This is a genomic window from Trinickia soli (assembly GCF_002879855.1).
GTDB lineage: Bacteria > Pseudomonadota > Gammaproteobacteria > Burkholderiales > Burkholderiaceae > Trinickia > Trinickia soli.
The window spans coordinates 42,648-60,855 of sequence record NZ_PNYB01000003.1; the positions used below are offsets into that span (position 1 = coordinate 42,648).

21 protein-coding genes and 3 tRNA genes are annotated in these 18,208 nt (G+C 62.3%); 14 read left to right on the top strand and 10 right to left on the bottom strand.

Annotation, left to right across the window (positions count from 1 at the left end; all coding sequences use genetic code 11):
• Positions 1-122 precede the first annotated feature (122 nt).
• Positions 123-326 (bottom strand): cold-shock protein, encoded by a 204-nt coding sequence (locus C0Z19_RS04275; RefSeq protein WP_102608576.1) that lies wholly within the window; start codon positions 324-326, stop codon positions 123-125.
• Positions 327-705: 379 nt separating this feature from the next.
• Between C0Z19_RS04275 and C0Z19_RS04280 the strand changes: the two genes are divergently transcribed.
• On the top strand, positions 706-978 hold the full coding sequence (locus C0Z19_RS04280) for a hypothetical protein (RefSeq protein WP_233195993.1): 273 nt from the start codon (positions 706-708) through the stop codon (positions 976-978).
• 529 nt (positions 979-1,507) lie between these two features.
• Positions 1,508-2,653, top strand: coding sequence for a porin (locus tag C0Z19_RS04285; protein WP_102608577.1), 1,146 nt, complete (start codon positions 1,508-1,510; stop codon positions 2,651-2,653).
• A gap of 122 nt (positions 2,654-2,775) precedes the next feature.
• On the opposite strand, the gene greB is transcribed toward C0Z19_RS04285, so the two are convergent.
• Positions 2,776-3,342 carry a transcription elongation factor GreB gene (greB, locus tag C0Z19_RS04290; RefSeq protein ID WP_102608578.1) on the bottom strand — a complete coding sequence of 189 codons (567 nt, stop codon included), beginning with the start codon at positions 3,340-3,342 and terminating at the stop codon, positions 2,776-2,778.
• A gap of 128 nt (positions 3,343-3,470) precedes the next feature.
• Here greB and C0Z19_RS04295 point away from each other — a divergent pair.
• Positions 3,471-3,547, top strand: a tRNA-Arg gene (locus C0Z19_RS04295).
• A gap of 69 nt (positions 3,548-3,616) precedes the next feature.
• Positions 3,617-3,693: transfer RNA gene (locus tag C0Z19_RS04300), tRNA-Arg, on the top strand.
• Positions 3,694-3,852: 159 nt separating this feature from the next.
• Here the strand turns inward: C0Z19_RS04300 and C0Z19_RS04305 are convergent.
• The 4 genes from C0Z19_RS04305 to C0Z19_RS04320 form a co-directional block, all read right to left on the bottom strand.
• Positions 3,853-6,249: a RelA/SpoT family protein gene (locus C0Z19_RS04305; RefSeq protein WP_102608579.1), complete on the bottom strand. Its 2,397-nt coding sequence runs from the start codon at positions 6,247-6,249 to the stop codon at positions 3,853-3,855.
• A 93-nt stretch (positions 6,250-6,342) separates the two neighbouring features.
• The gene (gene rpoZ, locus C0Z19_RS04310) at positions 6,343-6,546 is read right to left on the bottom strand and encodes a DNA-directed RNA polymerase subunit omega (protein WP_102608580.1); all 204 of its coding nucleotides are present in this window, start codon (positions 6,544-6,546) and stop codon (positions 6,343-6,345) included.
• A gap of 60 nt (positions 6,547-6,606) precedes the next feature.
• Positions 6,607-7,302 carry a guanylate kinase gene (gene gmk / locus C0Z19_RS04315; protein ID WP_102608581.1) on the bottom strand — a complete coding sequence of 232 codons (696 nt, stop codon included), beginning with the start codon at positions 7,300-7,302 and terminating at the stop codon, positions 6,607-6,609.
• Positions 7,303-7,311: 9 nt separating this feature from the next.
• Positions 7,312-8,235, bottom strand: a complete 924-nt coding sequence (locus tag C0Z19_RS04320; RefSeq protein ID WP_102608582.1) for a YicC/YloC family endoribonuclease — start codon at positions 8,233-8,235, stop codon at positions 7,312-7,314.
• A gap of 216 nt (positions 8,236-8,451) precedes the next feature.
• On the opposite strand from C0Z19_RS04320, the gene rph reads away from it, so the two are divergent.
• The 4 genes from rph to C0Z19_RS04340 all read left to right on the top strand — a co-directional run bounded on the left by rph (position 8,452) and on the right by C0Z19_RS04340 (position 11,233).
• Positions 8,452-9,192, top strand: a complete 741-nt coding sequence (rph, locus tag C0Z19_RS04325) for a ribonuclease PH (RefSeq protein ID WP_102608583.1) — start codon at positions 8,452-8,454, stop codon at positions 9,190-9,192.
• Positions 9,185-9,871 carry an RdgB/HAM1 family non-canonical purine NTP pyrophosphatase gene (gene rdgB / locus C0Z19_RS04330; protein WP_102608584.1) on the top strand — a complete coding sequence of 229 codons (687 nt, stop codon included), beginning with the start codon at positions 9,185-9,187 and terminating at the stop codon, positions 9,869-9,871. The genes rph and rdgB overlap by 8 nt, the downstream gene beginning before the upstream one ends.
• Positions 9,868-11,079 (top strand): radical SAM family heme chaperone HemW, encoded by a 1,212-nt coding sequence (gene hemW, locus C0Z19_RS04335; protein WP_102608585.1) that lies wholly within the window; start codon positions 9,868-9,870, stop codon positions 11,077-11,079. The genes rdgB and hemW overlap by 4 nt, the downstream gene beginning before the upstream one ends.
• 64 nt (positions 11,080-11,143) lie before the next feature.
• Positions 11,144-11,233 (top strand) — tRNA-Ser (locus C0Z19_RS04340).
• A 119-nt stretch (positions 11,234-11,352) separates the two neighbouring features.
• Here the strand turns inward: C0Z19_RS04340 and C0Z19_RS04345 are convergent.
• Both C0Z19_RS04345 and C0Z19_RS04350 read right to left on the bottom strand, forming a co-directional pair.
• Entirely contained in the window at positions 11,353-11,697 is a 345-nt protein-coding gene (locus tag C0Z19_RS04345; protein ID WP_102608586.1) for an HVO_A0114 family putative DNA-binding protein, read from the bottom strand.
• On the bottom strand, positions 11,694-11,999 hold the full coding sequence (locus tag C0Z19_RS04350) for a toxin-antitoxin system TumE family protein (protein ID WP_233195994.1): 306 nt from the start codon (positions 11,997-11,999) through the stop codon (positions 11,694-11,696). The genes C0Z19_RS04345 and C0Z19_RS04350 overlap by 4 nt, the downstream gene beginning before the upstream one ends.
• A gap of 603 nt (positions 12,000-12,602) precedes the next feature.
• Between C0Z19_RS04350 and C0Z19_RS04360 the strand changes: the two genes are divergently transcribed.
• The 5 genes from C0Z19_RS04360 to C0Z19_RS04380 all read left to right on the top strand — a co-directional run bounded on the left by C0Z19_RS04360 (position 12,603) and on the right by C0Z19_RS04380 (position 17,225).
• Positions 12,603-12,989, top strand: a complete 387-nt coding sequence (locus C0Z19_RS04360) for a hypothetical protein (RefSeq protein ID WP_146011992.1) — start codon at positions 12,603-12,605, stop codon at positions 12,987-12,989.
• A 467-nt stretch (positions 12,990-13,456) separates the two neighbouring features.
• Positions 13,457-14,209: a hypothetical protein gene (locus C0Z19_RS04365; protein WP_102608589.1), complete on the top strand. Its 753-nt coding sequence runs from the start codon at positions 13,457-13,459 to the stop codon at positions 14,207-14,209.
• 12 nt (positions 14,210-14,221) lie between these two features.
• Positions 14,222-14,809 carry a C39 family peptidase gene (locus C0Z19_RS04370; protein ID WP_102608590.1) on the top strand — a complete coding sequence of 196 codons (588 nt, stop codon included), beginning with the start codon at positions 14,222-14,224 and terminating at the stop codon, positions 14,807-14,809.
• Between the two features lie 267 nt (positions 14,810-15,076).
• The gene (locus C0Z19_RS04375; protein WP_102608825.1) at positions 15,077-15,577 is read left to right on the top strand and encodes a TonB family protein; all 501 of its coding nucleotides are present in this window, start codon (positions 15,077-15,079) and stop codon (positions 15,575-15,577) included.
• Positions 15,578-15,908: 331 nt separating this feature from the next.
• Positions 15,909-17,225, top strand: a complete 1,317-nt coding sequence (locus tag C0Z19_RS04380) for an MFS transporter (RefSeq protein ID WP_102608826.1) — start codon at positions 15,909-15,911, stop codon at positions 17,223-17,225.
• A gap of 120 nt (positions 17,226-17,345) precedes the next feature.
• On the opposite strand, the gene C0Z19_RS29145 is transcribed toward C0Z19_RS04380, so the two are convergent.
• Positions 17,346-17,468 (bottom strand): hypothetical protein, encoded by a 123-nt coding sequence (locus C0Z19_RS29145; protein ID WP_425330292.1) that lies wholly within the window; start codon positions 17,466-17,468, stop codon positions 17,346-17,348.
• A 162-nt stretch (positions 17,469-17,630) separates the two neighbouring features.
• On the opposite strand from C0Z19_RS29145, the gene C0Z19_RS04390 reads away from it, so the two are divergent.
• Complete coding sequence (locus tag C0Z19_RS04390; protein WP_102608591.1) at positions 17,631-17,810, top strand: hypothetical protein; 180 nt, start codon at positions 17,631-17,633, stop codon at positions 17,808-17,810.
• A 41-nt stretch (positions 17,811-17,851) separates the two neighbouring features.
• Here the strand turns inward: C0Z19_RS04390 and C0Z19_RS28430 are convergent, their stop codons facing one another.
• Positions 17,852-17,995 carry a hypothetical protein gene (locus C0Z19_RS28430; protein WP_175084061.1) on the bottom strand — a complete coding sequence of 48 codons (144 nt, stop codon included), beginning with the start codon at positions 17,993-17,995 and terminating at the stop codon, positions 17,852-17,854.
• Between the last annotated feature and the right edge of the window lie 213 nt (positions 17,996-18,208).

An 18,208-nucleotide genomic window follows, 5' to 3' on the forward strand; every position in this document is an offset into this window, starting at 1 on the left:
TAAGGGCGCTCGGGTGCTTCGATTGACGAAGTATGCATCACCCGAGCGCCCTTGTAAGGATGCGAGCCGTGCCGGTTGCAGCTGACGCTGCCCGCCGGGCGCGGCTCGACCGACAGAAAAGCTTAGAGCGGACGAATGTTCGCCGCCTGCTTGCCCTTCGGGCCGGTCTTCACATCGAACTGAACGCGTTGATTTTCTTTCAGAGACTTGAAGCCGTCGGCTTGAATCTCGGAGAAGTGCGCAAACACGTCTTCGCTGCCATTATCGGTCGTGATGAAGCCAAAGCCTTTAGCATCGTTGAACCATTTTACGACACCGGTTTCCATAGTACTAATTCCCTCGAAATTTTTAATAGACGGGCTGCGCCCTCCGCCCGAAACCCAGCCTCGGAAGGACAACACCCCAGTCTCTCCGCCCGGGGCGCCGTCCACTGGGTGATTCCGGCGCTGCTTTTATAAATGTTCCGCCGAGTCCTCGTCAAGAAATTTTTCATCAAATGCCGCATCCAAGTAGTTGCAATGCATAGCGCACGACAAAATCGGGGCAGCTACGTCACATTTACCTGCGACGCCCGTACAAAATTGAGCAACCAGGAAAAAGATTCACCATTTGCAACAAGATATTTCTGCAGTCAGTATTTTTCCCGGTTGCCTGCGGAGAACCGTAGTCCGATCATCGATGTAGGCGATTTGCCCGGAGACCGCCATGCGAATCATTCCACTGAAGCACTTCATCCGCTGGCTCGTCCGCTTGCCTCATCTGGCTACGACATCAATTAGTCCGACGAAAAGCGCCGCCTCGATTCTTGAATTCGATCCGCTATGGCACGGCGATCACTGGCAGAACCTGCTCGCCTCGCCGATGGACGCGCGCCACTACGTGATGGAAGACTGGGCGCTACCCCTCGACGACGACCAGGTGGGCGACGGACAAAGAGAAGACAAGCAAAGTCGCGTGCGGCGTCGCATGCGTGGCTAGTACGGCGCGCACAAAAAAAACGCGGCTGCAAGGCCGCGCTGACAAAGGTTTGGAGACGTCTTTTCCTTGATGAAAAAGTCTGCTTGGGCTAGCAGAACCAAGAGTATAGCCAGAAGGCGTCTGGCGATTATGGCCCGCTTTCGCAATCATGTTTTTCAAAATCATCAATAATCAGACATAACGACAACGCAATTTCCGCCCCGCGTCATTTACCGCGTGTCTCAAATACAACGCCGGCCGCGCGAATATTGGATTCACACCCTCTTTTTCAGATAAAAATGCCTTATTTATCAAGGTGTTAGATGCGCTTTCGCGTCATTTCAAAACGATCAATACTTTATTGCGTCTTTCGAAACCCGCGTCGAGCCCAAGCGCTCTTTACACTCATCCCAGTTCGGAAAAACGGACCTGTTGCTGTATTTCCCGCTGCACCGCCGGACCGGTACGCATCAAGTCGATGCAGTCGATGCGCGACGGCCGGCCGCCTCTCGCGACAGCCCAAAAAACTTCGTGAATCTGGAGAGAAAGAATGAAGAAGACGCTTCTAGTCGGTGCCCTCACGGGCGCGTTTGCCACGATGGCGCACGCACAGAGCAGCGTGACGCTGTACGGCCTCATCGACGCCGGCATCACCTACACGAATAACCAAGGCGGCCATAGCAACTGGCAGCAGTCGACCGGGGCCGTCAACGGCAGCCGGTGGGGCCTGCGCGGCTCGGAAGATCTCGGCGGCGGTCTCAAGGCCATCTTCACGTTGGAAAACGGCTTCGGCATCAATAACGGCACGCTCAAGCAGAACGGCCGCGAATTCGGCCGTCAGGCATGGGTCGGCTTGCAAAGCGAGCAGTTCGGCTCCGTCACGCTCGGTCGCCAATATGACGACGTCGTTCAGTACCTCGGGCCGCTGGCGCTGACGGGCACGCAGTACGGCGGTACATCGTTCGCGCACCCGTTCGACAACGACAACCTCGACAACTCGTTCCGCGTCAATAACTCGGTTCACTTCCAGTCGGCCAACTACGGCGGCTTCAAAGCCGGCGCGATGTATGGCTTCTCGAATACCGCGGGCCAGTTCTCGAACAACCGCGCGTATAGCATCGGCGCGTCGTACAGCTGGAACGGCTTGAACGTCGCGGCTGCGTACATGCAGCTGAACAACAACACCAACGCCCTCGCCCAAGCCGCAACTTCGCCCGGTGCGGTGACAGGCGATGCGCCCTTCGTCGCGAGCCGTCAGCGCACCTGGGGCGCTGGCGTGAACTATGCGTTCGGTCCGGCGACGGCTGGCTTCGTCTTCACGCAAACGCGCCTGGACAACGCGCTTGGCGTGAATGCCGCAAACGCGGGCACGGCAGCGACGCTGGCACTGCCCGGCGGCGGCGCGCGGTTCAACAACTATGAACTGAACGGCCGCTATCAGTTGACCCCGGCACTGAGCCTGGCCGGTGCTTACACGTACACCGACAGCACGATCGGCGGCGTGAATCCGAAGTGGAATCAGTTCAACCTGCTCGCGTCGTACTCGTTGTCCAAGCGCACCGACGTTTATCTGGGCGGCGAGTTTCAACACGTCGTCAACAAGGGTACCGGCATCGGTGCGGTCCTCAACGGTTTGACGATGTCGTCGACCGACAAGCAAGTGGCCGTGACGGCTGGCTTGCGACACCGCTTCTAAGCGCGGGGTATCGTATCGGCGCCTACGCGCCGATACCGGTTGCAGCATGACGAAGGCGCCGCTTTGCGGCGCCTTTCTTATTGGGCGCCAGAGCACGGATCGCCCGGCAAACCGTTGCTGCGCTAAGCTGCCGGAGCCGCCGGATATCGCACGTCGAGCACGTCGATCTGCTCCGGCCCGGCAGGCGTATGCAGCGTGACAGCGTCGCCGATCCGCGCTTTCAGCAGCGCCCGAGCGACCGGCGAAATCCAGCTGACATGGCCGCGGTCCAGATCAACCTCGTCGACGCCGACGATCGTGATCGTATGGATCTCGCCATCTTCGCCCGCATAGTCGACCGTCGCACCGAAGAACACCTGGTCGACGCTCTCTTGCTTGCTGGCGTCGACCACTTCCGCCAGATCGAGCCGCTTCGTCAAAAAGCGAATGCGCCGATCGATTTCGCGCAGACGGCGCTTACCGTAGATGTAATCGCCATTTTCGGAGCGGTCGCCGTTCGAGGCGGCCCACGACACCAGCCTGACGACCTCGGGTCGTTCTTCGTCGATCAGATGCAGCAGTTCGTCGCGCAGGCGCTTGTGGCCTGCGGGCGTGATGTAGTTCTTGGCGCCCGCGGGAATCGCGGGCTGGCCGAGGTCGAGATCATCGTCATCGCCCTCGCCCGACTCTTTGACAAATGCCTTGTTCATGATGCGGATTCACCTGCTTCCAATAGACTTCAAGCGTACACGATCGGGGCCGCCCGAAGAAAGCATGAAGAAACCCGTCGCAATGTCTTCCCTTTTCCCGGAACTTTGCTATAATTTCGCTTCTGCGTGCGGCTGTAGCTCAGTTGGATAGAGTACTTGGCTACGAACCAAGGGGTCGTGGGTTCGAATCCTGCCAGCCGCGCCACTTTTTTCAAGAGCCTTCTTCGCGGAAGGCTCTTTTGTTTCACCGAAGTACGGTCATGTGTCTTTGCGTGCGGCTGTAGCTCAGTTGGATAGAGTACTTGGCTACGAACCAAGGGGTCGTGGGTTCGAATCCTGCCAGCCGCGCCACCTATGAAGGGCCTTCCTGATGGAAGGCCCTTTGTCTTTTCAGGCCATCTTTTCAGCCCTGCTTTTCAGCCCGTCTCATCAAGCCCATCGAACGGCCCGCCGCCATGCGTCGGGCTTGCCAGACCCGAGGGCGACCCACCGCCCCCGCTCAGAGGTCCATCAGTAGTCGCCCCGCTCGCGTTCGATTCGCATGCCGCCGTCGTGGCGGTGATGACCATCCTCGCTCGGGCGCTCGCGCACGATCCGCATGACGTCGGGATTCGTTCTGACACGGCGCATGACGTTGGCCAGGTGGACGCGGTCGCTGACCTGGATCACGAAGCGCAACACCGTGGATTCCTGCGACAAGTCCTCGTCCATCGCGATATGGACGATGTTGGCATCGGCCGAGGTGATATCCGCGGCCACGCGGGCGAACACGCCCTTCACATTGCGCACGAGCACCTTGACCGCCACATCGAACAGCCGCCCGGGCTGCGGCGCCCATGCCACATCGATCCAACGCCCCGGGTCGCGGCGGTGAATGCGCTGCGCCACCCGGCAGTCCGTCGTGTGAATGGCCATGCCGAGCCCGATGCCGATATAGCCCATGATGTCGTCGCCCGGAATCGGACGGCAGCAAGCCGACAGCTGCACCGACATGCCCTCCGTCCCGGTGATGACGACCGGCGGCGCATGTGGGGCGGAGCCAGCGTGGCCGCCAGCCTCGCCGCGCCCGTGCTCGTCGTCGGTGTCGCGGCCGCTGACGAGCACCTCGATACGCTTGGCCATGACCGCGGCAACCCGGCGTCCGAGCCCGATATCGGCGAAGATCTCCTGGCGATTCTTGTTGCCCGTCCATTGGACGAGCTTTTCCCATACGTCCGGCTCGACATCGGCAAGCGCCAAGCCGTAGCCCTTCAGACTCTGGTCGACGAGACGCTCGCCCAACTGAACCGATTCGTTCAAGCGCATCGTCTTCAGATAATGGCGGATCGCCGAACGTGCTTTGCCGGTACGCACGAAGCCAAGCCATGCCGGGTTCGGCTTCGAGTACGGCGCCGTGATCACTTCGACGATATCGCCGCTCTTGAGCTCGGTGCGCAGCGGCAGCAATTCGTTGTTGATCTTCACCGCGACGCACTGATTGCCAAGATCGCTGTGGATCGAATAGGCAAAATCGAGCGCCGTCGAACCGCGCGGCAGCGCCATGATCTTCGACTTCGGCGTGAAGACGTAAACCGCGTCGGGGAACAGATCGATCTTGACGTGTTCGAGGAATTCGCTCGAATCGCCCGCTTCGCTCTGGATATCGAGCAACGACTTGAGCCACTGATGCGCGCGCTTTTGCACGTCGTTCAGATCGGCGCCGCCGTTCTTGTAGAGCCAATGTGCCGCGACGCCCGCCTCGGCGATCTCGTGCATCTTGCGCGTGCGCACCTGAAATTCGATCGGCGCGCCGAACGGGCCCACGAGCGTCGTATGGAGCGACTGATAGCCGTTCACCTTCGGAATGGCGATGTAGTCTTTGAACTTGCCCGGCACCGGCTTGTAGAGCGCATGCAGCACGCCGATGCACGTATAGCATTCGAGCGCGCTTCCGACGACGACGCGAAAACCATAAACGTCGAGCACCTGCGAGAACGACAATTGCTTGTCGCGCATCTTCTTGTAGATGCTGAAGATCGTCTTTTCGCGGCCGGTCACTTCGGCTTCGATGTGCGCATCGGCAATCGCGCGCTGCACCGATTCGAGGATCTTGCCCACCACTTCGCGCCGGTTGCCTCGCGCCGCCTTGACGGCCTTTTCGAGCGTTGCGTAGCGGTGTGGATTGAAGTTCGCGAAGCTTAGATCCTGCAGCTCGCGGTAGGTATTGTTCAGGCCGAGACGGTGCGCGATCGGCGCGTAGATGTCGAGCGTCTCGCGCGCGACGCGGCGGCGTTTTTCCGACGGCACTGCGCCCAACGTGCGCATGTTGTGCAGCCGGTCGGCCAGCTTGACCAGAATGACGCGCACGTCGCGCGCCATCGCGAGCAGCATCTTGCGGAAGTTTTCCGCCTGCGCTTCCTCGCGGTTGCGAAACTCCATCTTGTCGAGTTTCGACAGACCATCGACAAGTTCGGCCACCTTCGGCCCGAACCGCTCGGCAAGCTCCGTCTTCGTAACGCCCTGGTCTTCCATGACGTCGTGCAGCAGCGCCGCCATGATCGACTGCGCGTCGAGCTTCCAGCCCGCGCATGTTTCGGCGACGGCGACAGGGTGCGTGATGTAGGGCTCGCCGCTGTGGCGATACTGGCCCAGGTGCGCTTCATCGCCGAAATGGAACGCTGCCTTGACCTCTTTGATCTCCTCGGGGCTCAGGTAGCCGGCCAGCATCGACGTGAGTTTCGCGATCGAAACGACGTCATGCCTGCGGGGCTGCTCCGGGGTGGCGGTGGGTCCGAACAGATGGCGAAACGATTGTTCGAGGACCGCGTCGATGTACTTGCGCGCCGGACCCGGCGCTTCGACGTCGTGCTCGTGCTCGAGATGCGCGGCGTCTGCGGAAGGGGAGGCGGACGATGGGGTAGCGCTCATTTTCGCCTCCGTATCGATTGCTATGCGGGCTATGCGCGTACTGGCACGGCTGCGACGGCGCCGGGCGCGCGATGCGCCCGGCGCCGCAGTACTTTAGACGGGGACTTTCTTCAGCATCTCCAGACCGATCTCCCCCGCCGCGATCTCGCGCAGCGCGGCAACCGTGGGCTTGTCGCGGCTTTCGATCTTCGGCGTGTGGCCTTGCGCAAGTTGTCGCGCACGATACGTTGCGGCGAGCGCCAGGTCGAAACGATTCGGGATTTGCTTCAGGCAGTCTTCGACGGTAATGCGGGCCATGTTTCGAAATTCCTTCTCAGTATGTTGCTCATTCTACCTTATGTGCGCAAGCACCCGCCTTCACTCGGCATGCGGCAAATGAATGCCCAGTTCGACGAAAAGCGCGGTGTGGCGCGCGTATTGCGAAGCGAAGCGCAGACGCGTTGCGTCGACGACGCACTGCAGCTCGGCCAGCGCGCGCTCGAAGTGCTCGTTGATGATGACGTACTCCGATTCCGCCGCGTGCGCGATCTCGCTGCCGGCCGCTAGCAGCCGGCGCGTGATGACGTTCGGCTCATCCTGGCCGCGCTTCTTCAAACGCTCCTCGAGTGCGGACAACGACGGCGGCAAAATGAAAATCTCCACCGCATTGCGGAACTGCTTCTTCACCTGCTGGGCGCCCTGCCAGTCGATTTCGAGCAATACGTCGTGGCCGTTCTTCATCTGCTCTTCGATCCACAGACGCGACGTGGCGTAATAGTTGCCATGCACTTCCGCGCTCTCGAGGAATTCTCCGGCGCCGTGGCGCGCGAGGAAATCGTCGACGGTCGTGAAATGATAATGCTGGCCGTCCTGCTCGCCCGGTCGCGGCTTGCGGGTCGTGTACGAAATCGACAGGCGGATGGCCGGATCGCGCGCGAGCAGTGCATTCACGAGCGTCGACTTCCCCGCGCCCGAGGGCGCGACCACCATGAACAGATTACCGGGATAGGCGCCGGCGTAAGGGTTGCGCTGCTTGCTTTGCTGCGCGTTCGATTCGTGCGTGGGCTCGATCATGATTCTCGCTTACTCCAGGTTCTGCACTTGCTCGCGCATCTGCTCGATGAGCAGCTTGAGCGTCATCGAGGCATCGGCAAGTTCCTTCGCGGCCGCCTTCGAACCGAGCGTGTTCGCTTCGCGGTTGAGCTCCTGCATCATGAAGTCGAGGCGCTTGCCTACCCTGCCGCCCTTCTCGATCACGTGCCGCGTTTCATTCAAATGCGCCGACAGCCGCGAGATTTCTTCGGCGATGTCGATCCGAATGCCGTACATCGTCACTTCCTGACGAATGCGCTCGGCGATTTCCTCACGCGAGACGATCGTCGCGGCCGCGTCGGGTGCGGCGATACCGAGCGCTTCCTGCAATCGCTCGACGATTTTTTGCTGATGTTTGGCGATGAGCTCGGGCACGAGCGGCGTGATGCGCGTCACGATCGCTTCCATCTCCGTGACGTTGCCGAGCAGCATCGTCGCCAGTTGTGCCCCTTCCCGTGCGCGCACATCGATGAGTTCGGCGATCGCCTGCTTGCCGCAGGCGAGCACCGCGTCGCGCAGCGTGTCGGGCGAGACGCCCGTCTCCGCCAGCACGCCCGGCCAACGCAGGATCTCGCCCGTGCGCATGCGCTCGCTGTTGGGGAAGGCCTCGAGCACGGCGCGTTCGAGCGCCGCCAGTTGCGAGAGCGCGTCGCGGTTCAGCGACCCCGCCGTCGTCGCCTGTTCGCTGCGTTGAAAATTCACGCGGATGTCGACCTTGCCGCGCGAGAGCTTCGTCATCAACATTTCCCGCAGCGTGGTCTCGCACGAGCGAACCTCTTCGGGCATGCGGAAGTTCAGGTCGAGAAAACGCGAATTCACGGTACGCAGTTCGACCGATACGCTCATGGCTGAGGTAGCGCCTGCGGCCGCGAGCTCGCTCGTCGCGCTCGCGTAGCCTGTCATGCTGTAAATCATCGTCCGTCTCGCGATTGGGGCCGTCGCCGGCCGGTTGTTCGAGCCGCTTCGCGCGTCGACCCGGCGCGAAAGCGTTGAACGCGCATTATCCCATTTTTGCCGGCAAGGCCCGCCATAGCCGCGCCGCAACCGGCACGCCCCATGCGTGCGCCTGCAGGGCGGTAAAATCACGCTTTCTCCTCTTTCTGCGCGGCCTGCGCCGCTTCCCTCCCGACCATGACCGATTCCGTCCAACGCCCGAGCGGGCGCGCCGCCGACGCACTGCGCGAAGTGCGCATCACGCGCCACTACACGAAGCATGCCGAAGGGTCGGTGCTCGTCGAATTCGGCGATACGAAGGTGATCTGCACGGCCAGCATCGTCGAGCGCGTGCCCGAGTTTCTGCGCGAGCGCAATCAAGGCTGGCTCACGGCCGAGTACGGCATGCTGCCGCGCGCCACGCATACGCGCAGCGATCGCGAAGCCGCGCGCGGCAAACAGACTGGACGAACGCAGGAAATTCAGCGGCTCATCGGACGCGCGCTGCGCGCCGTGTTCGATCTCGAGCGGCTCGGGCCGCGGACGCTGCATATCGATTGCGATGTGATTCAAGCCGACGGCGGCACGCGCACGGCCAGCATCACCGGCGCGTTCGTGGCCGCGCACGATGCGGTGGCGAGGCTCGTCGCCGCGGGGCGCATTGCGCAATCGCCGATCACCGATTACGTCGCGGCGATCTCGGTCGGCGTCTATGAGGGCATGCCGGTCCTCGACCTCGACTACGACGAAGATTCGCGCTGCGACACCGATATGAACGTCGTCATGACGGGCGAAGGCGGTTTCGTCGAAGTACAGGGCACGGCCGAAGGCACGCCCTTCTCGCGCGACGAAATGAATGCGCTGCTCGATCTCGCTCAGCACGGCATCCGCACGCTGGTGCAGATGCAGAAGGCGGCGCTGGAGTCGAACGATGCGTGAGCCGGGCGATCTGCGTCGCAGCGAAACCTGCGTCTCGCACGCGGACGCCCCCGGTGCCGGGGCGCGGGTCGCGGCGCCGCTTGCGCGCGTCGTCGTGGCCTCGAACAACGCGGGCAAGCTGCGCGAGTTTTCGGCTTTGCTCGGCGAGGCAGGCGTTGCGCTAATCGCACAGGGCGAGCTGGGCGTACCCGAGGCCGAAGAGCCGCATGCAACCTTCGTCGAAAACGCGCTGGCGAAAGCACGCCATGCCGCGCGTTTGACGGGGCTGCCCGCGCTGGCGGACGACTCGGGCCTCTGCGTGCGGGCGCTAGGCGGCGAACCGGGCGTGTATTCGGCGCGTTACGCGCAGCGCGCGGGCGGAGACAAGAGCGACCCGGCAAACAACGCGTACCTCGTCGCCCGATTGCAGGGCGTGAGCGATCGGCGCGCCTACTACTACTGCGTGCTCGTGCTCGTGCGCAACGCCGACGATCCGGAGCCGCTGATCGCCGAAGGCCGCTGGCATGGGGAAATCACTGACGCGCCGCGCGGCGCGAACGGCTTCGGCTACGACCCGCACTTCTTCCTACCCGACCTGAACGCCACGGCCGCAGAGCTCGAGCCTTCGGTCAAGAACACACGCAGCCACCGCGCCATCGCGCTGCGGGCGCTGCTTGCCTTGCTGAGGGAGGCGCGATGATCGGCACCCGCTCCGGCGTCGTTCAGGCTTTCACCGCGCCCGGCGCGATTCGCCTGACCTCGCTGCCGCCGCTTGCGCTATACGTGCACTTCCCGTGGTGCGTGCGCAAGTGCCCCTACTGCGATTTCAACTCGCATGAATGGAAAGGCGAGCGCTTTCCGGAGAGCGATTATCTCGACGCATTGCGCGCCGACCTGGAACAGGCGCTGCCGCTCGTTTGGGGACGGCAGGTGCATACCGTGTTCATCGGCGGCGGCACGCCGAGTCTGTTGTCTGCGCAGGGGCTCGACCGGTTGCTCTCCGACGTGCGCGCGTTGCTGCCGCTCGACGCCGACGCCGAGATCACGATGGAAGCGAACCCCGGCACGTTCGAAGCCGAGAAGTTCGCCCAGTTTCGAGCGAGCGGCGTGAACCGATTGTCCGTGGGCATTCAAAGCTTCAACGAGGCGCATTTGAAGGCGTTGGGACGTATCCATGACGCCAGCGACGCACGCCGCGCGGCCGAGATCGCGGCGCGCCATTTCGACAACTTCAATCTCGATCTGATGTTCGCGCTGCCGCGGCAAACGTTGGACGAATGCCGCGCGGATATCGAAACGGCGCTCTCGTTCGCGCCGCCGCATTTGTCGCTCTATCACCTGACGCTCGAGCCCAACACGCTGTTTGCAAAGTTTCCGCCGGCGCTGCCCGACGACGACGCGTCGGCCGACATGCAGGAGTGGATTCACGAGCATACGGCCGCCGTCGGGTACGAGCGGTATGAAGTATCGGCTTACGCAAAGCCGCATCATCAGTGCAAGCACAATCTCAACTATTGGCGCTTCGGCGACTATCTTGGCATTGGGGCCGGTGCGCATTCGAAACTGTCGTTTGCGCACCGGATCGTTCGGCAGGCGCGCTACAAGCACCCGGCGACCTTCATCGAACAAGCGCGTGCGGGCTCGCCCGTGCAGGAGGAGCACGAAGTCTCGACGCGCGATCTACCGTTCGAGTTCATGCTCAATGCGCTGCGGCTCGTCGAAGGTTTTCCCGTGCACCGCTTCGTCGAGCGCACCGGGTTGCAGATGACGTCTATCGAGCCCGCCTTGCAGGAAGCCGAGCGGCGCGGCTTGATCGAGCGAACGTACGAGAAAATTGCGCCGACGCCGCTCGGACAACGGTTCTTGAATGACCTGCAGGCGTTGTTCCTGAGCGAACGGGAGGCGTGATCGGCGAAACGGTCGCGCGCGGTATGCAGAGGCAGCGCCGTTTCGGGTTACAATCGCGCCTCTCGGAGGGCTGGCAGAGCGGTTGAATGCACCGGTCTTGAAAACCGGCAAGGCTTTACGGCCTTCGTGGGTTCGAATCCCACGCCCTCCGCCACAAAAAGCGATGCAGTCATTGATTGGCGCTAAAGAGAAGCCCCCCGCGAAGGCTTGAATGTACGATTGCCTTAGCGATCTTCTCGATGCTCACCGCTCATGACAGCAGTGGCCCCCACACTACAGCGACACTTCTGCCGTCAGCGCTTCCCAAGGCGCACTCAAGCGCCCATCTTCGCGAACGATGAGCCCCGCCCCTTCGAGGATCGCGACATCTTCATGCACGCGCTTGTAATCGCGATCGAGTTCGCGTGCCAACGCCTTGACACTATCGGCACCTGTCCGATGCAAGTAGCGCAGCAGTTCCAATCGTTTGGGCGTAAGCGCCGCCATCATCTCTTCTAAGGAGAGAAACGTCACGTGCCGCTCTTCAAAATTCCCGCCCGCAGCGGCCCGGTCGAATGCGGCCGAGAAACGTCGCCCCATATCCCGAGCGCTACCCACGTGCGCAGTCAACTTGCTCATTTCACGCTCCTTTCTCGTTCGACATCGTCCAGAAAATCCGCCACCATCCGCTCGGCGGTTGAGAACACATACGGTTCTTCGTGGCTGCCATAGTGACGGTGATCGCCTTTGCCCCGCTCGTTGTCATAGCCGATCACGCGCCGACCATCCCGGCCATAAAACAGGCTGTATTTCAGACCGTGCGGCCTCTCGGCATCGCGCTCGGGTAGTCGCCAGATACGCATTTCGAGGATAGCTCCATCTGGGTACACGGTCCGGTCTTCGAACAGCAGCGTCGCCTTCTTTTTCATATGGCGAAGCATGCCATACGCCAGCCTATGGCGTCAACCGCCATAGAAGACGATGGCCCGCCGGATCATCGTGCATGGCGCGGGCGACGTCCCGGGCGATTGTCCCCTTCGCCGAGATTCAGCGCAATCAGCCGGCAAGGCCACCGGTGGATGTTGTTTGGTAGGTACGAGCCGGTCTAAATTCGAAGGCCGGCTCACGCGCGACTTCAGGACCATTTCGGCAAGGCAACACAGCGCGATGGGCGCACGATCCTCGCCACATGGCACCCCTCTTATGCGCTGCGCGCGCCGACGCCGACGCGCGCGAACGCGCCTACGCCGACATCGTACGCGCGCTCGCACACGCAAAGCGGCTCGCTCATGCATCGCGGCCTGGGTCGGCAGGCAAAGACTGACGCGCGAGCCCCGCTCGCAAGACGACCTCCATACGCGTACTCGCCCGATGCGCGAGATATCCGAACCCGTCCGAATCTTCTTCACCTTCGCACTTTCAGCGCGAGAACGCGCGACGATTGCCGTCCGCGCATTTCCGATTGGCCTGGGCACGCCCGCTTCCGGACTGAAGCGAGCGTCGTCCCCGCGCGGCGGCCAAGCACGCAGATGGAGGGCAGTGGCATGACCAATCCCGTCGTACACGTCAGCAATCTTTCGAGCCAGGCGGTATGCATCTCTCACGATCCCAACTGGGACGACCAGGAACTGCTCGTCGACGGCGAGCGCAGCACATACACGACATGCATCGCGTCCGGGGTCGACGCCGATGTCAGCGTCGACGCAGAGGGCGACGACTCACCCGACGAACATCTGATGGGCGTGATTTTCTCCGACGGCAAGGACTTCGAGTACGGCAATGCAGGCGGATACCAGGCAACGATCGGCCATCATGCCGATTCGGGTCTGCTCGCCGTAACCGATCAGTACACCATGCGCTCGCCGTCCATCCAGTATTCGGTCGACAACCAAACGCAATGGTCGATGGATATGACATTCGTCGACGCCTGACAACATGGATTAGATCCCACGAGGTCCGGAGCAATGAGTGTGCGCCGGATTTCGTCTCGTCGTTTATGCAAAAATAATAAAAGCGATTTCTTTAATCGGTTATTAACAATTACCGGCGTTATTTAAAAACTCTTTTCCACTACGATACCGGCATGTTCCGAACCTGAGCGTCGACCCACCTACACATCGGCCGCCAAGCCCGGCAAACGCGCAACGACGTCCCATTCGATTCAATCCAGACCTACAAATACCGCCTTTACAAAAAGATGCATCGCTTCTATTCTTCGCTTTCAAAAATAGTCATCGTTCATTGACGGAATTACATTCGGACATCCGAAATCGAATGCAGTTGCCGATTGTTATCCGCAAGCGCCGCACGATAGCTGCCCCCACCAGGGGATCGTGCGAATAGGCAGAATGTTTGCTCAGCGGTGTCGCATAGGGGTCGTTGCCGAACAGGAGGCGTTATGCGAATTTGCTACCGATCGTCGGCCACGCTGCTTTGCGTGCTCGTAAGTGGGTTGCTTCCTGCGCTGGTTTTCGCCGAACCCAAGGCGGCGCCTACAGCCGTCCTGTCCGAGGGTGCGCTTTCGCCAACACAAGGATCCGAGCAACGCGAAGCCGCCGTGGCCGGCTTGGCCACACTGGCCGAACATTTGCCCGCTTCGCCGCCCGCTGCTCGAACGGATCGCATTTTCAATGTCGATGACTACCGCACGTTGCGCGATGCGGCCATCGGCGTCGGCTTCGAAATGTACCTCGTCGATCCGCAAGCCGTGCTCGCGGGCAAGCCCGTCGATCAAAGTCTGCACGGCAGCGGTGTCTGGCGCTTCGTCGTGTTGGCGGGCGGCAAAGGCGTCGGGCTCATTACGGTGGCTCGAAGGGACGGCAGATGGACGATGGTCGAAGCGGGCGCAAGCGAACTGGCCGATGAGGTCATGACAGTGGCCGCCCGCTACGCACGTCTCGCTCCACGGCCGCAACTACGCTTCGTTCGATGCCAGCAAGCCGTGGCCGATCTCATCGAGGTCTCTGCCCCGGCCCCGGCAGCCCGCAAGAGCTCGCCCGTTTATGTACCGCTCGTCAGCGCCCGCACAGCCATCGCCGAATCCCGTGCGGGACCGATCGCTCCCTCGTCCGTGCTCTCCGACGCCGAGCTCGCCGATGCGCTGCGGCACCGGCTGCAGCGCGGCTTGGGCGATCCGCGGTTCGGACACTAAGAGGTATTCGCCATGAAAGCCAAGGTCTTCGTCCGACTACTCTGCAGCGTGGCTCTCGCCGCTGCGCCGCCGCTCGCCGCGGCGCACGTCAAGCAACTGGGCATCCCGCATGTCACGCAGGCACACAGCGAATGGTGCTGGGCCGCCGATGCGAAAGCCGTGCTCAGCTATCGCGGCATATCAAGCACGCAGTGCGGCATCGACAATTGGGTCAACTCCATCGGGTACGCCTGCCAAAGCGCGCCGTTCGGATGGAACGATCCGGCCAATTCGCCGAACTGGCTCGCGGGCACGACCGGCATCAGCGGGATCCTGTGGTCCCTGGGCCGCCGCAATTCGCGTTACTACAATGTGCCGCTTTCGTACCAAGCCACCGTCTCGGCCATCGATCGCAGCGCCCCCGTCATCATCCTCTGGACCTGGCCCGGGGGCGGCGGTCACTTCGTCGTCATCGACGGCTATGACGATCGACAAAGCGCGCTCTATTTCATGAATCCGTGGCCCGGCGAAGGGCCCGGTTACGGCGATTACAGCTGGATACGCTACGGCGCCGGCAACATGGGCACCCACCTGTGGGCCGAATCGTTGGTCGTGTATTAGGGCGTGAAGCCGGGGGCGCTGAAGCGGCGGCGCACTGGAACACGAGCAGGAAGATCGCCGGACATGCCGCGATGCATCCGCTGACGCCAGGCTGCAATTCTGCAACCGATACAGACCGATCGATGGCCATCGCGCGCAGAAGTCCGCGCCGTGCGCCGACGAACAATGGCCGCGCAAATCCAGATGCATATGCGCCTCACATTGACTAGGCTTAATGCATCTCGCTTCGCAGCCGACCCGAGCGCGCAAAAACGCGCCGTCATCGCCATGGACCTCGATCTTTTGCGCCATCGCGCATTCACGCTTGTGCGTTTTGGGACGCTCGGCGCATTGCTCGCCGCGTCCGCCTGCACGATCACGCCGCCGTCGCGTCCACCGGCCGCCTCGCTGCCGCCGCCGGCCGCGGTCAATAGCTTCACGCTCGATCAATACCGCCAGGCGATCGCGCATAGAATCGCCGAACGCAATCCGTCGTACGTCGAGCGGCGCCCGCCGCAAGCGATGCTGCGCTCGCTCGTCGTCGTCGCCTTCACCGTGAATCGCAACGGCGAGCTGGTCCGCTCGTCGGTCTATCGGACCAACGGCGACGACGAAGCGGAAGCGACGGCCCTGGCCACGCTGCGCCGCGCCGCGCCTTTGCCGGCGCCGCCGGCCAAGCTTCTGAACGGGCAGGGCCAACTCGAAATGATGGAAGACTGGCTCTTCAACGACGACGGCAAGTTCCAACTCCGGGAACTCGCGGCGCCGCAAGCGCTGACCTTCGACTGACGCGGCTCGGCGCGCGTGCGCTCGTTGGCGCGTACCGCCCCTGCCCGCTATAATTTTCGGCACCGCGCTGCCGGGACTCCCCGGCCACGCTCCCGACGCACTGCATATCCGGCAGAGCGTCGGCGAGCCCGACGCCGCCATCGCTCACCCTGCGCGCGCCCAGCTGGTCGAATCGCATTTCCGTTTTTTTCCTGCAGTTCATGTGGTGCCGGTTTGCTTTGACGCGCGCCGGCCCACGCGCGCGCTGCCCGCTTCGTCGCCCCCTGCCGCATCACTGATCCCGCCGGCACGGCTGCGCGTCGTGCAACCGCGTAACCACTGGAGACCCTACATGTCCGTTTCGCCGTCATCGCCTTCCGTGACCGCCGCATCCGATGCGACGAACACGCCGGGCCGATCGCGCATCGTCCTGGCCAGCTTCATCGGCACAGCCATCGAGTTCTACGACTTCTATGTCTACGCCACTGCTGCCGCGCTCGTCATCGGGCCCGTTTTCTTTCCGCACGGATCGGCTATGGCGCAGGCCTTGTCGGCTTTCGTGACGTTCGGCATCGCCTTCGTCGCGCGTCCGATCGGTTCGTTTCTGTTCGGTCACTTCGGCGATCGCATCGGCCGCAAGTCGACGCTCGTTGCATCGCTGCTCGTCATGGGTCTGTCGACGACGCTGATCGGCTTTCTGCCAGGCTACGACGCGATCGGCTCGCTCGCGCCGATCCTGCTTTGCATCCTGCGCTTCGGGCAAGGCATTGGCTTGGGCGGCGAATGGGGCGGCGCAGCATTGCTCGCAACCGAAAACGCGCCGGCGGGCCGCCGCGGCTGGTTCGGGATGTTCCCGCAGCTCGGGCCGTCCGTGGGCTTTCTCGCATCGAACGGTTTGTTCTTTACGCTCGCGCTCACACTCTCCGATGCGCAATTTCGTTCGTGGGGTTGGCGTGTGCCGTTCATTTCGAGCGCCGTGCTCGTCGCACTCGGGTTGTACGTTCGTTTGAAGATCGCAGAAACGCCGGCGTTTCGCACGGCGATCGAGCGCGCCGAGCGCGTCCGCGTACCGCTCGTCTCGCTGATCGCGCACCATAGCCGCGCGACGCTCGCAGGCGCGTGTGCGATGGTCGTCTGCTACACGCTGTTTTACATCTCGACGGTGTTCACGCTGTCGTACGGCGTATCGACATTGCATATTCCGCGGCAGACATTTCTTGGAATGCTTTGCTTCGCCGTGCTCTTCATGGCGCTCGCGACGCCGCTCGCCGCCTGGGCCAGCGACCGCTTCGGCCGGCGGCCCGTGCTGATGGCCGGCATCGTCGCGGCCATTGCCTCGGGCTTCGCGATGGCCCCGCTGGTCGGCAGTGGCTCGCCCGTGCTCGTCACCGTATTTCTGACGCTCGAACTATTCCTGATGGGCGTGACGTTCGCGCCGATGGGCGCACTGCTGCCCGAACTGTTCCCGACTGCGGTCCGCTATACGGGTGCCGGCGTCGCCTACAACCTGGGCGGCATTCTCGGGGCGTCGGTCGCCCCTTACATCGCGCAGATGTTGGCCACGCGCGGCGGATTGGGCTGGGTCGGCGGTTATGTCTCGGTGGCCGCGACGGTCAGCCTCATCGCCGTCCTCGCGATGCGCGAAACGCGGGACGTGCGATTGTCCTGAGCGTCGCCCCCCCCGTTCAGCGCGCGCCCGACATTCGGAACGTGCATCTGCCCAGGAAAACGAAGACCTCGGCCGCGTCGCAATAGGCGTCCTTATGCAGCATCGCGTGCGATAGCACACTCACGAAATGTGATCGACGACGATCACGATCAGCGCGATGCCGCGCAGCGGATCGACTTCGATCGACCGTTCGTGGGACGAAGACATCGACCGCGAAAAATTCCTCGCATTCAAGGATTTCATTTCAGCGGAAGCAAACGAATTTCGCTGCGCCGACGAAACGCCTGTACGAACCTGCGCCGCATCGGGCTTTTCCCGGCTTGTCCGCAAATTACACGCGCTTATACTGGCTCTCATGCACACAAATAAGGCATTTTTTTGCACAGCCGGCCCAGGGAGACCACGATGAACATTCACATCGGTAATGCCGATATTGTGGCGATCCTCGCCTTGGCTTTGCTCGTCGCGCTGCTGCTTGCAGTGCGCTTTCGCCCGAAGACGTGGCTGGGCATCGTCGTCGAGGCGCTGCTGGCGAACGCCGCGGCGTTCGCTGCCGTGCTGGCCGTCGAAGCCCTTCTCGCCTGACGCCCAGGAGAGGCGCCTGGCAAGTCGGGGCATGATGCTCCTCAGCGCTCGTAGTAGTAATCGTGATGGTGATGGTAACCGCCGCCGTAATAGCCGTAGTAGCCGGGCGCGGGCGCGATCACGCAGCCGCCGAGCAGCAACGCCACTAACGTTCCCGCGATCCATAACCCTGTCGAGCGCTTCATTGTGCTTCTCCTCACGTCGCTGTTGGTCTGTTCGACGGCATGTCGAACGATTGCGATTGGACAGCATGTGAGGGCCACGCGTCGTTGCAATTTGTAAGCACCGGGCGGCGCATATTACAAGGCTTGGACTATTTCGCCAGACACCCGCACCGTCCGGGCGACAATCTGTTTTCGGCGCAATAGACGGCGACAGATTTAACAAACCCGTAATCT

What these genes read in the sequence shown, in the direction of transcription:
- C0Z19_RS04275 (WP_102608576.1), bottom strand. Translation starts at nt 326, where the DNA reads ATGGAAACCGGTGTCGTAAAATGGTTCAACGATGCTAAAGGCTTTGGC.
- C0Z19_RS04280 (WP_233195993.1), top strand. Translation starts at nt 706, where the DNA reads ATGCGAATCATTCCACTGAAGCACTTCATCCGCTGGCTCGTCCGCTTG.
- C0Z19_RS04285 (WP_102608577.1), top strand. Translation starts at nt 1,508, where the DNA reads ATGAAGAAGACGCTTCTAGTCGGTGCCCTCACGGGCGCGTTTGCCACG.
- greB (WP_102608578.1), bottom strand. Translation starts at nt 3,342, where the DNA reads ATGAACAAGGCATTTGTCAAAGAGTCGGGCGAGGGCGATGACGATGAT.
- C0Z19_RS04305 (WP_102608579.1), bottom strand. Translation starts at nt 6,249, where the DNA reads ATGAGCGCTACCCCATCGTCCGCCTCCCCTTCCGCAGACGCCGCGCAT.
- rpoZ (WP_102608580.1), bottom strand. Translation starts at nt 6,546, where the DNA reads ATGGCCCGCATTACCGTCGAAGACTGCCTGAAGCAAATCCCGAATCGT.
- gmk (WP_102608581.1), bottom strand. Translation starts at nt 7,302, where the DNA reads ATGATCGAGCCCACGCACGAATCGAACGCGCAGCAAAGCAAGCAGCGC.
- C0Z19_RS04320 (WP_102608582.1), bottom strand. Translation starts at nt 8,235, where the DNA reads ATGATTTACAGCATGACAGGCTACGCGAGCGCGACGAGCGAGCTCGCG.
- rph (WP_102608583.1), top strand. Translation starts at nt 8,452, where the DNA reads ATGACCGATTCCGTCCAACGCCCGAGCGGGCGCGCCGCCGACGCACTG.
- rdgB (WP_102608584.1), top strand. Translation starts at nt 9,185, where the DNA reads ATGCGTGAGCCGGGCGATCTGCGTCGCAGCGAAACCTGCGTCTCGCAC.
- hemW (WP_102608585.1), top strand. Translation starts at nt 9,868, where the DNA reads ATGATCGGCACCCGCTCCGGCGTCGTTCAGGCTTTCACCGCGCCCGGC.
- C0Z19_RS04345 (WP_102608586.1), bottom strand. Translation starts at nt 11,697, where the DNA reads ATGAGCAAGTTGACTGCGCACGTGGGTAGCGCTCGGGATATGGGGCGA.
- C0Z19_RS04350 (WP_233195994.1), bottom strand. Translation starts at nt 11,999, where the DNA reads ATGCTTCGCCATATGAAAAAGAAGGCGACGCTGCTGTTCGAAGACCGG.
- C0Z19_RS04360 (WP_146011992.1), top strand. Translation starts at nt 12,603, where the DNA reads ATGACCAATCCCGTCGTACACGTCAGCAATCTTTCGAGCCAGGCGGTA.
- C0Z19_RS04365 (WP_102608589.1), top strand. Translation starts at nt 13,457, where the DNA reads ATGCGAATTTGCTACCGATCGTCGGCCACGCTGCTTTGCGTGCTCGTA.
- C0Z19_RS04370 (WP_102608590.1), top strand. Translation starts at nt 14,222, where the DNA reads ATGAAAGCCAAGGTCTTCGTCCGACTACTCTGCAGCGTGGCTCTCGCC.
- C0Z19_RS04375 (WP_102608825.1), top strand. Translation starts at nt 15,077, where the DNA reads ATGGACCTCGATCTTTTGCGCCATCGCGCATTCACGCTTGTGCGTTTT.
- C0Z19_RS04380 (WP_102608826.1), top strand. Translation starts at nt 15,909, where the DNA reads ATGTCCGTTTCGCCGTCATCGCCTTCCGTGACCGCCGCATCCGATGCG.
- C0Z19_RS29145 (WP_425330292.1), bottom strand. Translation starts at nt 17,468, where the DNA reads ATGAAATCCTTGAATGCGAGGAATTTTTCGCGGTCGATGTCTTCGTCC.
- C0Z19_RS04390 (WP_102608591.1), top strand. Translation starts at nt 17,631, where the DNA reads ATGAACATTCACATCGGTAATGCCGATATTGTGGCGATCCTCGCCTTG.
- C0Z19_RS28430 (WP_175084061.1), bottom strand. Translation starts at nt 17,995, where the DNA reads ATGAAGCGCTCGACAGGGTTATGGATCGCGGGAACGTTAGTGGCGTTG.